General features: G+C 72.7%; 10 protein-coding genes. 3 read left to right on the forward strand and 7 right to left on the reverse strand.

Annotated elements, in window-relative coordinates; all coding sequences use genetic code 11:
• Positions 1 to 35: 35 nt before the first annotated feature.
• Positions 36 to 671: a LysE family translocator gene (locus D1825_RS15865; RefSeq protein WP_118768387.1), complete on the forward strand. Its 636-nt coding sequence runs from the start codon at positions 36 to 38 to the stop codon at positions 669 to 671.
• Here D1825_RS15865 and D1825_RS15870 read toward each other — a convergent pair.
• Complete coding sequence (locus D1825_RS15870) at positions 579 to 1,022, reverse strand: ribosomal maturation YjgA family protein (protein WP_118768388.1); 444 nt, start codon at positions 1,020 to 1,022, stop codon at positions 579 to 581. The two genes, D1825_RS15865 and D1825_RS15870, sit on opposite strands and share 93 nt — an antisense overlap.
• A gap of 64 nt (positions 1,023 to 1,086) precedes the next feature.
• On the reverse strand, positions 1,087 to 2,868 hold the full coding sequence (locus D1825_RS15875; protein ID WP_118768389.1) for an endonuclease/exonuclease/phosphatase family protein: 1,782 nt from the start codon (positions 2,866 to 2,868) through the stop codon (positions 1,087 to 1,089).
• A gap of 279 nt (positions 2,869 to 3,147) precedes the next feature.
• Between D1825_RS15875 and D1825_RS15880 the strand changes: the two genes are divergently transcribed.
• Entirely contained in the window at positions 3,148 to 3,768 is a 621-nt protein-coding gene (locus tag D1825_RS15880; protein WP_118768390.1) for a dihydrofolate reductase family protein, read from the forward strand.
• A 15-nt stretch (positions 3,769 to 3,783) separates the two neighbouring features.
• Here D1825_RS15880 and D1825_RS15885 read toward each other — a convergent pair whose 3' ends face one another.
• The 4 genes from D1825_RS15885 to D1825_RS18480 all read right to left on the reverse strand — a co-directional run bounded on the left by D1825_RS15885 (position 3,784) and on the right by D1825_RS18480 (position 9,524).
• Positions 3,784 to 7,131 carry an ATP-binding protein gene (locus tag D1825_RS15885; RefSeq protein WP_118768391.1) on the reverse strand — a complete coding sequence of 1,116 codons (3,348 nt, stop codon included), beginning with the start codon at positions 7,129 to 7,131 and terminating at the stop codon, positions 3,784 to 3,786.
• Positions 7,128 to 7,796: a DUF4194 domain-containing protein gene (locus tag D1825_RS15890; protein ID WP_118768412.1), complete on the reverse strand. Its 669-nt coding sequence runs from the start codon at positions 7,794 to 7,796 to the stop codon at positions 7,128 to 7,130. Before D1825_RS15890 ends, D1825_RS15885 begins: the two co-directional genes overlap by 4 nt.
• 12 nt (positions 7,797 to 7,808) lie before the next feature.
• Entirely contained in the window at positions 7,809 to 9,302 is a 1,494-nt protein-coding gene (locus D1825_RS15895; protein WP_118768392.1) for a DUF3375 domain-containing protein, read from the reverse strand.
• Positions 9,303 to 9,374: 72 nt separating this feature from the next.
• On the reverse strand, positions 9,375 to 9,524 hold the full coding sequence (locus D1825_RS18480; RefSeq protein WP_199721623.1) for a hypothetical protein: 150 nt from the start codon (positions 9,522 to 9,524) through the stop codon (positions 9,375 to 9,377).
• 172 nt (positions 9,525 to 9,696) lie between these two features.
• Here D1825_RS18480 and D1825_RS15900 point away from each other — a divergent pair, with 172 nt between their 5' ends.
• The gene (locus D1825_RS15900) at positions 9,697 to 11,070 is read left to right on the forward strand and encodes a uracil-xanthine permease family protein (RefSeq protein WP_118768393.1); all 1,374 of its coding nucleotides are present in this window, start codon (positions 9,697 to 9,699) and stop codon (positions 11,068 to 11,070) included.
• Between the two features lie 36 nt (positions 11,071 to 11,106).
• Here the strand turns inward: D1825_RS15900 and D1825_RS15905 are convergent, their stop codons facing one another.
• On the reverse strand, positions 11,107 to 13,419 hold the full coding sequence (locus D1825_RS15905; protein ID WP_118768394.1) for a fibronectin type III domain-containing protein: 2,313 nt from the start codon (positions 13,417 to 13,419) through the stop codon (positions 11,107 to 11,109).
• Between the last annotated feature and the right edge of the window lie 22 nt (positions 13,420 to 13,441).

The raw sequence follows: 13,441 nt of genomic DNA on the forward strand, positions 1-13,441 counted from the left end.
GACGCGTCCCCCGCACCCGCTGCCATACTCGCGGCGTGACCGTGCCCCATGCGCTGGCCTCCTTCGCGCTGGTCGCCGCCCTGATGACGATCGTGCCCGGCCTCGACACGGCCTATGTCCTGCGGACGGCGATCAGCCGGCGCCGGGGCCACGCGCACGCGGCGGCGCTCGGCATCACCGCAGGCTGCCTCGCCTGGGGTGTCGCCGCAGCGGTCGGGGCGTCGGCGCTGCTCACCGCCTCGGAGGTCGCCTTCCGCGCGCTGACGCTCGCCGGTGCCGCCTACCTGGTGCTGCTGGGCGCGCAGATGATCCGCGCGAGCCTCCGCCCGCACCCGGAGGTCGCCCTCGACGGTGAGCCGCCGACCGGCTCGTCGGCCTGGCGGACGTTCGCGGCAGGGCTGGGCACCAACCTGCTCAGCCCGAAGATCGGCGTGTTCTACCTCGCCACGATCCCGCTGTTCATCCCCGACGGCGTCCCGCCGCCGGCGATGGGCGTCGCGCTGGCCGTGGTGCACAACGTCATCGGGATCGCGTGGTTCACGCTCATCGTCGTCGCGACGGGCTGGGCGGGCAGCTGGCTACGACGGCCGCGGATCGCGCGCGTCACGGATCGCGTCACGGGTGGGGCGCTCGTGCTCGTCGGCGTCCGCCTGGCGGCCGGCGCGCGCTGAGGTCACGGCGTCGAGCCCGACGACGAGCGTTGCGCCGACCGCGTACGAGACGAGGTCGCCCGCGGCGAACGTGGTGCCGAGAACCAGGTGCAGCACCGGGACGGCGTCGACCGCGGCTGCCGGCCACCCGGTCACCTGAGCCAGCTCGACGAGCACGCACCACCCCAAAGCTGCCGCACCGGCCACCCACCCACGTGCGCGGGGCGCGCACACCAGGACCAGGATCACGGCCATCGCCGCGTACAGCGCGTCGCCGGCCGCGTCGAGCCCGGCCCGCCACGCCGCCAGCCCGGCGACGAGCACGACGAGGGCCGCTGCGCCGAGGCGCCACCGAGAACGCGCTCGAGCCATGCCCGGACCGTAGACGTGCTGGTCAGGGCAGATGGTGGAGCCGACGTGAGGGTTGCGTGCCGCCTCAGTGGACCGCGACGGTCGCCACGATCTGGAAGTGGTCGGACGGCGCCCGGCGGGTGTCCATGTGCCGCACCCGGTAGGTCAGCACCTCGGACTGGCGATCGACGATGACGTGGTCGAAGTGGTGGCCGCTGCGCCGGCCCGCCGCGAAGCCGTGGAACGAGGCGAACTCCGCGCCGACCCGCTTGGCAGCCACGAGCTCGGCGCTGACAAGGCCGTTGCGAGCCAGCACGTCGATCGGCGTCACCGCGGCGCGGTTGGGGTAGGTGTTGAGGTCCCCGACCAGGATCACGGGCGAATCTGTCGTGTTGCGGGCCGCGATCTCGCGCGCCAACCGCTGGGTCTGCTGGACTCGGATGCGCTGCACCTTCTGTGACGTCGACGATGCCGTGTCGAGGTGGGCGAGCAGGTGCGCGTTGGCGACGAAGACCTTGCGTCCCGTCTTCGTCTCCCGCACGAGCGCCCAGGTGACCCACTTCTTGGGGCCTTTGTCGGCGAGTTGCTTGCGGCCGCAGTCCACGACCGTGAACCGCGACCTCTTGTAGAGGATCGGCTGGCTCGCGGTTGTGCACGGCTTCTTCGAGCCGGCGTGGCGGGCGAGCGCCAGGTGCGCCTTGGCCGCGACGCGCAGCACGGGCCGCTTGCCGTCGGTCTTGTTCCACGGCGTCTCCTGCAGCCCCACGAGATCGAGCCCGCGCAGCTGCTTCGCGGCGGCGGCGTACCGCTTCTCCCAGCTGCGGTGCCCGGCGTCGGTCTCGCTCGGCTTGAGCAGGTTGTACGACGAGACCTGGGCGGTGAACGACGTCGCGCGCTTGGTCGAGCCAGGGAGCAGCGTGGAGGCGACGGTCTTGGACGACGTGTGCCGCAGTCCGTACCGGTTCGCGACGACCTTGACGTAGAACACGGGCCGCAGCTGGGCCTTGCTCGGCTTGAGTCCCTCGATCATCGCGGACGGCTTGGTGGTCGTCGTCGTCCAGGACGGCTTCGCGCCGGGCTTGCGCAGGAGCTGGACCGTGTAGCCCGTCGCGTTGGTCGCGGCGGGCCACGCGACGCGCAGGGACGACGACGACATTGGCTCGGCGAACACGCGCCCGGGCTTGCCCAGCTTCTTGAGCGGGGTCTTGAGCGTCGTGTCTACCGTCGCGGCGGTCAGGCCCTTGCGCAGCGGCGTGACCTTGACGTAGTACCGGCGCCCGTCGCGGACCTTCACCGACAGGCTGGTGTCCGTGACGGTCTTCTCCTGCACGTTCTCGGTGAAGTCCGGGTCGGTGGCGACGAACGCGACGTACTGCTCGGCCCGGGCCGCGGGTGACCACTGCACCGTGAACCCGCTCGTGCTGACCTTGGTCGCCCGCGGCTCGCCCGGCTTGCCCGGTGCCTGCCACGGCGTGTGCACCGAGACGACCGAGGTCGGCAGGCTCACGTTCTGGTCGGCGACCGCGCTCACGCGCGCATAGTACGTCGAGTCCTCGTCGATGCCCGGCCCGTGCACGGACATCGACGTCTCGCGCGTAGGGCCCCACCGCCAGACCACGTGCGCGAACCCGGGGTCCGCGGCGACCTCGACCCGGTAGCCCGTCGCCCTCGGCACCGCGGCCCAGGCGAGGTCGAACGTGTGGTGGCTGACCGCGCCGGCGCCGATCGTCGCGGGCGTGGCGAGCGCCGGACCGGCCGACGAGCTCGCGACCGCGACCGTGCCCATCACCCCGAGGGCCACCACCGTCGCCACCAGCCTCCGCCCGAGGCGGCCGACGCGCGAGCGCGCGGGGGGCTGGTGCGGCATGGTCGGTTACCTCGGGTGGCGTCGGCGGTCGGCGTCGCCCAGCGACCAGTCCTCCCGGGGTCGTGGCGTCCGGAGGGACCAGCCCGTTGCGGGGCTTGCGGACGTGCAGCGTAAACATGACCCCCCACCTGCTCGTCGCACGTCAGCCGCCGTGTCGCCGATCGGCCCGATCACCTGCGCACGAGCGCGCCCCCGGCGTGTCGCGCGTGCGTGCGGCATGTCCGACCCTGGGTCTAGGTTCTGGTGCGACCCGTTCCGCTGATCTTCCGGAGGACCCCGATGGCGACGATCGTCTCCAGCCTGTTCATCTCGCTCGACGGCGTCGTCGAGATCGACCCGGCCTGGCACTTCCCGTACTTCGACGCCACCATGGGCGCCGCCGTGGGCGAGGACTACGAGGGCGTCGACGTCATGCTGCTCGGGCGCGTCACGTACGACAGCTTCGCGGGCGCCTGGCCCGAGCGCGAGGCCGCGGGCGGTGAGGACGCCACCTTCGCCGCCCAGCTCGGCGACACCCGCAAGGTTGTCGCGACCCGCGGCACGCAGGACCTCGGCTGGCGCAGCGTCGAGCGGGTCGAGGGTGACCTCGTCGAGGCCGTCACCGCGCTCAAGGAGCAGCCGGGGATCGGCAAGATCCTCGTGGCCGGTTCCGTCTCGATCGTCCGGCAGCTGCTCGCCGCCGGGCTGATCGACGAGCTGCGCCTGCTCGTGCACCCGGTCGCGGCACGCAAGGGCGAGAGGCTCTTCGACGAGGGCGAGCCGATCTACCCCCTGCAGCTGCTGCGCTCCGACGTGTTCCCGACCGGCGTCGTCCGGCTGATCTACGCACCCGCGGCCCTGCCGGCGGCCAAGGACTACGAGGACGTCACCGACAAGGTGCCCGGCGCGGGCACCGACTGAGCAGCCGAGGTCCGCTCAGGGCGCCGCCGCAACCCCCGCGACGGGCTTGGTCCGGGACAGGCCGGCGGCGTCCTTGAGGACCACGTACTTCACGTCGACGTGCGGCTCGAGCGCCCCGAACTTGTCGTTCGGCGCACCGATCACGAGCTGGAAGCCCAGCCCGCGCCAGGCACCGACGGCCCGGCCCGTGAACCGCGCGTCGGCCTTGATCAGCGCCTCGTCGAGGAACACCGGCGCGTAGCGCGGGCGCTCTGCCCCGGCGTCGCCGAGCTGGTAGCGCAGGGCCGCGCCGACGATGAACGCGACGAGCTCCTGCGACTCGCCGCCGGACTTCTCGCCGATGTGGTCGTAGAGCGCCACGTGGCGGCCGTCGAGGTCGACCTTCTCCGCACTGAGCCGCACGTGCCGGCGCACGTCGACCAGGTCGGCGTAGTCGGGCGCAGTGCGGCGGATGCGGTCGATGACCCTCGCCATCCGGACGTAGCGGCGCTCACGCTCGGCGTCGGTCGCCTCGGTGGACAGCAGCTCGCGCAGGTCGCGCAGCTCCTTGCGGAACCGCGCCACCACGGTGGACTGCGTGTCGCGTGCGTCGATCCGCAGGCGGTGGTCGTCGTCGGCGAACGGCAGGTCCGCGAGGATCTCGTTGACCGGGCCGATCCGCTCCTTGATCTCGCGCACGGACCGGCTCAGCGCACTGTGCAGATCGGTGAGGTCGTTGCCCGAGAGCCGGAGCAGGCTCTTGCGCCACTCGGCCTCCAGGTCGTGCAGGCCGTTGGACTCGAGCTCGGTCAGGACCCGCTCGAAGTCCGCGTAGGAGGCGTCCGGGTCGGTGCCCAGGTTCGGGTCCGGCCAGCGCTCGACGAACGTCTCGAACGTGCGCCGCAGGGCCTCGCGCGCCGAGCCGATCACCTGCTGCGCGGCGTTCCGGTCGGTCGTGAGCACGTCCCCCGCACGGGCCAGGACGGCGTCGACGCGCGCCAGCACGTCGGCAGGGGTGTCCGCGCTGCGCGGCTCGGTCTCGCCGAGGAGCCCGTCGAGATAGGCGCGCTGGGCGTCCCCGACGGTGGCCTCCGCGTCGTCGACGGCCCGCTGCGCGACGTCCACGTCATCGGTCGTCGCCGACCAGGCCGCGTCCAGGCGGACGGCCTCGTCCTTCGTCCGGCCGAGGTCCTGCGTGAGCCGGTCGACCGTGGCCTCGAGCTCGCGCGCGCGCTGCTGCAGGCGCGTGACCTCGGGGTTGCCCGCCGTGACGTCGTCGATGACCTGCTCCCAGCGGGCCACCTCGGCCTCGACGGACGCGACGTCGACGTCGGCCCAGGCGACGTCGAGCAGCGCCTCGTACGCGCGCCGCTCGGCGTCGTTCCGGTCGAGGCCGGCCTCCGCCCCGAGCACGCGCTGCTCGGCGAGCGCGCGACGCTCCTGCGCCCGGGCGATCTGCTGGTCCACGTGCGCGAGCCGCCGCGAGTTGGTGAAGCCGAGCACGTTCGCGCGGCCCTGCCCGCCGTGGGCGCCCTGGGTGCCCTCGGAGACCTGCCCCGAGCGGCTGAGCGCCTTGGAGTGCTGCGAGAGCTCGCCGGGTGTGTCGACGCAGACGTAGGCGAACCGCCGGGCGAGCTCGCTGCGGAGCCAGCCGGCGAACGGCCCGCCGCGGAAGTCGAGGCGGCCGGGCAGCGTGCGTGCATCGAGGCCGACGTCCTCGCGCAGCCCCGTCGGCACACCCTCGAACCGGATCCGGCGCGCGGTCGGGACCGCATCGATCGCCTTGCGGAACGCGCCGAGGTGCGCCACGTCGATGAGGATCAGCGTCGCGAAGCCGCCGAGCGCGAGGTTGAACGCGTCGCGCCACGGCTCGTGCTCGGTGCGGACCTCGATCAGCTCGGCGACGAACGGCAGGTCGTCGGGCGTCAGGCCGGCGGCCTCCGCCAGGGCGGCCCTCGCGGCGTGCAGGTCACCGGGGATGTTGTCCCGGCGCCGTACGACCGCCGCGCGCTCGGCGCTGAAGGCGGCCAGGTCCGCGCCCGCCTCCTTCTTCTCGGACATGGCGTCGAACAGCGCCTGGCGGGCGCTCGCCTTCGCGTCCGGGTCCTGCAGCGCGGTGCGCGCCCGGCCGACGAGCGCCGTGAGGTCCGCCTCGTGGCGCACCTGAGCGCCGTCGAGGGCGCCGAGGAGGTCGTCGAGGCGGGCCCGCGCGCGGCGGGCCTCGTCCAGCCGGGACCGCACGCCGCTCACCTCGCGCTGGGCGCGCGCGAGACGGTCACCGCCCGACGACCACAGCGTCTCCTTGACCCCGTCGAGGTCGGACTTCGCCGCCTCGATCCGGGCCGTCGTCTCCGCCGTGAGGCGCTGCGCCTGCTGGTGGCGTCGCTGCTGGTCGCCCTCGACCGCGCGCAGCAGGCCCAGGCGGCGCTCGTGCCGCCACAGCGCCGCCGGCGACGCCGCGTCGTCGAACGTGCCGATCTGGTCGATGACCCGCAGCCGGTCAGCCGCCTCGGTGATCGCCGCCCTGCTCTCGCGGATCGGCTCGAGCGCCTTGACCTGCTGGCGCGCGGTGATCATCTGCTCGCGGGTCCCCGTGAGCTTGTCGAACTGCTCGACGACGGCGTCGGCCGTCGCGAAGGTGTCCGGCTCCTCGAGCACCATCGACTTGTACAGCGCGTCGACCGTGGTGATCTGCTGCCCTGCCTGGATCCGGCCGAGCAGCGCGACGGCCTTGCTGCCGTCACCCGAGGCGCCGATGCCGAGCGTCGAGTACAGCCGCGCGGTGAAGTCGCGGTCGGTGTCGAACGGCGTGAGCCCGGCGGCGGCGATCGCCGCGCGGCCGAACCGGTGCCCGGCGGCGGCCTCGAGCTCGCGCAGGTCGAACGCGCCGTCGGTCGTCGCCCGCACCGCGACCACATCGTCCAGCGTCCGGGCGGCCGACGGGACGTACCAGGCGCGCACGCCCGTGAACGACGTCCCGGACTGGTCGACCCAGGTCATCGCGATCGCCGACCACGTGTCCTCGCCGTCGCCCCGCAGCACCCGCTGCCGGGTGCCGTCCTCGGTGCGCGACTCGTCGAGCTTGCCGCGCGCGTAGGACAGGATGTTGCGCTGGTCCTTGCCGCGCGGGCGCCCGACGACTCCTCCGTTCGAGGCGCCGTTGAACGGCGTCGTGTGCGGCATGAGCAGCGCGATGTACGCGTCCATGAGCGTGGACTTGCCCGAGCCCGAGCCGCCCGAGAGCAAGGTCGCGGTCGAGGCGAGCCGCACGCGGTGGTGCTGGTGGTAGCCGCCCCAGTTGACGAGCTGGAGCTCGCTGGCGATCCACTGCTGCCCGGTCGAGGTGGACGGGACCAGCCCGAAGAGGGTGTCGACCATAGTCATCGGGCGACCTCCTGCTCTGTGCTGTTCTGCTCGCTCAGCCACTCGCGGAGCTCGCCGAGTCGCTCGTTGCTCAGCACGATCTCGACCAGCGGCGTCACGCGGTAGCGCCCCTCGGACTCCTCCTCGACGAGGCCCTCCTTGGCGAGCCGCGTCACCGCGGCCCGGATCTCCCGCTGGGTGCCCGCGACGTTCGTGTCGTCCGGGTCGAAGTACGTCAGCGCCGTGCGCTCGAGGTCCTCGACGTCGACGCGGACCGACATCTCGCCCGCGCCATGCTCGCGCTGGTAGACCGTGCGCAGGTGGACCAGCACGAGCGTCTCCGCGCGCGAGTACGCCTCGTCGCGCAGCAGCACCGGGACGTCGAGCTCGGCCGAGCGCACCTGCTTCTTGTACGCCACGCCGCGCTCGTGGTCGACGACCAGGTGCACGAACAGGTCGTGCAGCCGGGACTCGATCACGTGCTGGTTCTCCAGCAGCGTCCGCCACTGCGCCCGGTTGCGGTCCGCGAGCAGGAAGCGGCGCTGCAGCAGCCGGACGAGCACGCGCCGGACCTCCGCGTCGAGCGTGCCGGAGTCGCCGGCAAACAGCTCGGCGGGGTTCTCCTCCATCGGGACGGGGTCGACGAACCCGGTCTCGGGGTCGAGCACGCCAGTGGTCTCAGTCATCGTCATGGTCCTTCATCGCCGTGGTCCTTCATCGCCGTGGTCCTTCGTCGTGAGGGTGGTGACGCCGCCGAACGCGAACCTGCGGCGCGACCCGTCGGGGCGGACCGCGTCGACGAACGCGAGCTCGCCCGTCTCGGTCATGCCACGGCTGTCGGCGAGCTCGAGCAGGCCGAGCAGGTCCACCGGTCGGCGCAGGCCCGGGGGTGCCGCGTTGAACACCGCGGCGACGTCGATCTCGTCCGACCCGACGACGGAGCCCCGCAGGAGCTCGGCCAGGTCGGCGTAGTGGGGCCCGCCCCACGCGCGCGCCTCGTCGTGCGAGACGTCGACGTCGGCGGAGTCGTCCCAGTCGGTCAGCGGGGCCGGCTGGCGCGGCGGGCGCAGGTCGCCGGCCGTCTGGCGCAGGTGGTCGACCTCCGCGACGGGTAGCCGGCGCAGTGGCTCGACCGCCTGGCCCCGACGCGCGTCGGGCATCCAGGTCTGCAGCCCCGTCATCACGTCGCGCAGGAGCTCGTCGACCTGGCGGTCGCGCAGCGGGTCGTGGTTGCGAACCTGCGCGGTGATCACGTAGGACGCCTCGCGCTGCGCGGTGAAGACGAGGTCGAGGCCCTGCTCGATGCGGCGGCCGATCTCCCGCAGCTCGGTGCGCTGCGTGGCAGGCAGGCGCTGGGTGAACCGGTGCCGCAGCACGGCGTCGAGCTGCGTGGCGAGCTCGTCGAGCCGCTGCGGGTCGCCGATCAGGCGCAACGCCCCCGCGAACGCGCGTCCCTCGGACGTCGACTCCATGACGTGCTCGGCGCGCTCGAGGTACTCGCGCAGCACGTCGCCCGTGGGTCGTTCGTCCTGGCGCAGCGCCGTGACCACGTCGCGCTGCATCGCCTTGATCGACTCGGCGACGCGCGCGAAGTCGGCGGGCAGCTCGCGCGCGAGGTGGAGGACGTTCTCCGCCTCCTCGAGCAGCTGCTCGTCGTCGACCTCCTCGACCGTGCCGGTCCGCTGAATCCGCGCGAGCTCCTCCTGCAGCCGCCTGATCTCGGCGTCGAGCCGCGCCATGCGCACGAGCGCGTCCGGGTCGGCGTCCTGCGCGAGGCGCTCGACGGCGTCCAGCATCGTCCGTACCCGCGACCCGGAGACGCGCGCCCGGGCTCCGCCGGCTCGCCCGGCGATCTCCAGGGCGCCGACGGCGTGGGCCGAGAGCCGGTAGACCTCGACGTCGTCGTCGAGCACCTGACGCACGAGCCATCCGGCATCGGCCCACTGCCGGCACAGCTCGCGCGCCGAGCCGCTCGGGAGCGAGTCGTCGTAGCCCGCTGCGCGCAGCTGCTCGAGCGCGTCACCGATCTCGGTGTGCGCGTCGGCGACGGGCACGGTGGGACGCTCGGCGGTGAACGTGACGGACAGCAGGGACACGACGAGGGGCGCGTGCCGCTTGTGGAGCAGGTCCAACATCGGGTTCTGGAACGCCCGGAGGGCGCCGGCGTACGCCGCTTCGGCACGAGTGATCATCGCCGGACAGCGTAGGTGGGTCAGGCGCTGCTTCCGTGCAGCGCCACCCCCGCCAGGAGCTGCGGGGGTGCGTCAGGCGTCGTCGGCGCCTTCGGCGGGGTCGCTCGAGTGCTCGCGGGTGTCGGTCGACCCGGGCTCGCCAGCTGCTGCGGCACCCTCCGCGGGGGCCTCGGCGTGCACGCGGTCGTCCTCGGCGGGGGTCGAGGTCTGCTCTGAGGTCATGGTGGGTCTCCTTCGTCGGATCGGCTCCTTCGATGATGCGCCTCGACGAACCGATCGGCACCCCCACCAGCCCGAACGTCCCTGGTGGAAGGCCCGGGTCCCTTGCTAGCGTCCGGCTCGCCGGTCCGCACGGGACGGCGTCACCGCCCAGCCACGACGACGAGGACGAGCCATGAGCACCGGTGGGAAGAAGCACGGCTGGTCGTTGCACGGCAACGGCCGCACGATCGGCGTCGGCGAGGTCGTCGCGCCCCACGAGCGGCTCAGCTGGCCGCGGACCATCGGCATCGGCATGCAGCACGTCGTGGCGATGTTCGGCGCGACGTTCCTGGTCCCGCTGCTGACGGGCTTCTCCCCCGCCACGACGCTCTTCTTCTCGGCCGTCGGCACCGCGCTCTTCCTGCTCGTCACGCGCAACCAGCTGCCGAGCTACCTGGGTTCGTCGTTCGCGTTCATCGCGCCGATCGCCGCGGCGACCGCGTCGGGCGGCCAGTCGGCGGCGCTCGGCGGGATCGTCGTGGTGGGTCTGCTGCTGGCCGTGGTGGGCGTCGTCGTGCACGTCGCCGGAGCGGGCTGGATCAACGCGCTCATGCCCCCGGTCGTCACGGGCACGATCGTCGCGCTGATCGGGCTGAACCTCGCGCCGACCGCGTGGGGCACCTGCCAGCAGTCGGTCGTCGACGGCGCGATCGTCGAGTCCTGCACGAGCGGGTTCCGCGCGGCGCCGGTCACCGCGCTGGTCACGCTGCTGTCGATCATCCTGTGCACCGTGCTCTTCCGGGGAATCCTCGGGCGGCTGTCCATCCTCGTCGGCGTCCTGGTCGGCTACGGCGTGGCCGCGCTGCGCGGCGAGGTCAGCTTCGCGGCCGTGCGCAAGGCCGACTGGGTCGGATTCCCCCACTTCGTCACCCCGAGCTTCGACGTCTCGCTCCTCGGCCTGTTCGTCCCCGTCGTGCTGGTCCTCATCGCCGAGAACATCGGGCACGTGAAGTCCGTCGCGGCGATGACGGGCCGCGACCTCGACCCCCTGGCCGGGCGTGCCCTGCTGTCCGACGGGATCGCCACCACCCTGGCCGGCCTCGGCGGTGGCTCGGGCACGACCACGTACGCGGAGAACATCGGCGTCATGGCCGCCACCAAGGTCTACTCGACCGCGGCCTACTGGGTCGCGGCCGCGACGGCGCTGGTGCTGTCGCTGTCGCCGAAGTTCGGCGAGGTCGTCGCCTCCATCCCTGCGGGAGTGCTCGGCGGCGCGACCACGGTGCTCTACGGGATGATCGGCATCCTCGGCGCCCGGATCTGGGTGCAGAACAAGGTCGACTTCTCCGACCCGAAGAACCTGACGACCGCCGCCGTCGCGCTCGTCGTCGGCATCGCGAACTTCACCTGGAAGCCCGGCGACCTGGTCTTCGAGGGCATCGCGCTCGGGACCGCGGCCGCGCTGGTGATCTACCACCTCATGCGCGTGCTCGAGGACTGGCGTGGCACCGGTCAGGAGCCTGCCTCACCCTCGTCGGTCCCCGACGTCCGCGCACCGCAGCCGTAGGCAGCTCGGACGCGAGCGACGGGCGAGGGGAGCAGGTCAGTCGTGCAGCAGCACCCAGGAGCGCACGTAGGACGTCGTGACCCGCTCGCGCGGGTAGGGCGTGACCTCGTCGAAGAACACGAACTCGCCCTCGCCCGAGTTCTTCCATCGGAGCGTGACGGTCTTCCACCCCGTCCTCGAGGACGTCGTCTTCACGGCCATGACCTTCTCGCCGACCTGCACGTTGAACGTGCCGCACGCCGGGCACGTGCGCACCTGCAACCGGATCCCCGTCGAACCGGAGTGGAAGACGTTCGCGCTCCAGTACCCCCCGGACCCGTGCCGGACGCCGTTCTTGAGCGCGACGACCTTGACACCGCCGACGGTCGAGACCTTGTCGGCGTCCATCGGCTTCGACGTCGGCCCGGCGGCGACGCTCGTGCAGCGCTCCTTCGACCAGCTGCTGACGTTGCCGACAGCGTCGCGGGCCCGCACGCGGAAGCACGCCTCCTCGCCCGCCCGCAGCGTGCGTGTCACGGACGTCTTCGTCGTGCGTGCAGCGACCGTCGTCCGCAGTCCGCGTGGGCCGTCGACCGGCGCGACCCGCACCTGCACGTCGTACGACGTCACGCCGCGATCGTCCGTGCCGGCGTACGTGAAGGTGATCTTCGCCTTGCCGCTGCTCGGCACGGGCAGCCAGCGCGGCGCAGCGGTCCGGGTGATCCGCGGTGCGGCGGCGTCGGTGCCCATGCAGCGCTCCGTGGACCACGCCGAGACGTGCTCGAGCCCGTCGCGCGCGCGGACCGCGAGGCACAGGCGCTGGCCGTCGCTGATGGACACAGCGGTCGTCGTGCTCGTCGTCCCCTGGAAAGCGGTGCGGTAGACCCACGCGCCGTAGGCGGCGGCCCCCTTGGCCTTGACCCGGTACCGCACGTCGTAGCTGAGGACGCCGCTCGGGTCGTCGGCTGCGTACGTCAGCGTGCCGACCGCCTTGCCCTTGACCACGCGGACCACCGACGGAGCGCTCACCTTGGTGAACCGCGGCGCTGACGTGTCGGTGCGCGAGCACACCGACTCCGACCACGACGTGTAGTTGCCGTTGGCGTCGTGGGCCCTGGCGGTGAAGCAGGTCGTGACGCCGTCCGCGGCGCGGGCGGTCAGGGTCGTCGTCGGCCTGCTCGCCGCCCAGGCCCCGAACGGTCGTCCGAACGGCGCCTGCCGGTAGGTCATCTCGATGACCGCTCCGCCGCTGGCACGGAAGGAGCCTGTCGTGTAGTCATACACGCCCGACGACCTGGCCGTGACCGTCGTGCCGCTCGTCACCGACCCCTGCTCGAGCGCGAGGTAGGGCTGGGAGGGAGGCGCCGTCTCGCCGTTCGTCGTGGCCGCGACCGGGGCACCCCGCAGGTCGACGAGGCGCACGCGCCCGTCACTTCCGACGTAGGCCACGCTCTGGGCTGCGTCGTCGAGATCAGGGCGGGCGTTCATGGCCGGGCCGTAGCGCGTGACTCGCTGCTCACCTGCCAGCTCGACGACGGTGAGGGTCGGGCTGTCCGTGTCGCGGCCGATCCCGACGGCGACGTCTCGGCCGAGGTCGACGGTGTCGGCGTCGAACTCCCAGCGCAGACCGAACGAGGAGTAGATCCCGGGGACGTCCAGGATGAAGGGCAGCGTCGCCGACCCGGTGAGCGTCCAGCGCCCCCGGGGCGCGTAGAACGTGTACCCGGTCGGCACGCCACGTCTGCTCACGACGGCGTGGCTCGCGAGGTCGATCTCCACCACGGAGGCGGGCGCCACCTCGAGCGCCCAGAGAGTCCCACCGTCGATCGACACGCCTCGGTCCGCGGGCGCCTCGTAGCTCCACGACGAGGCGGTCCGCACGTCCTCGATCCGCCACGTGACGCGCGCGGTCCCGGCAGGTTGGGCGGGCAGCAGCACGTACCGGCCACCGCGGCCCAGCACGGACCCCGACGGGACCGAGCGCGCGTGCCAGACGCCGAGCTCGTCCTTCCACACCACAGAGTCCGCAGCCGCGTCGTCGTCGGCGACGAGCAGCACCTCGGAGTCCGACTGCAGCAGTCGACCGACGAGCGGCGAGCCGTCGACGAGGACGGGGCTCCAGCTCGCGCCGGCCACTCCGCGCGGCGCGGCGACGATGCCGGCGAGCGACTCGCCGTACACGGCGTCGTCGGTCAGCCCGGCGCGGATCAGAGCGAGGTTCGACGAGGGTGCGACGATCGCGCCCGACCCGCTCCCGAGGTCGCCCGGCGCAGCCGATGCAGGCGGCGCGATGGCCATCGTCACGGTCACTGCGCTCACCGCCACCCACGCCCAGGTACGCCGGATCGAGTGCGTGCGGGCGAGCTTCATGTGTCCCCTGTCAACAGCTCTG

The organism is Cellulomonas rhizosphaerae (assembly GCF_003470205.1).
Lineage (GTDB): Bacteria > Actinomycetota > Actinomycetes > Actinomycetales > Cellulomonadaceae > Cellulomonas > Cellulomonas rhizosphaerae.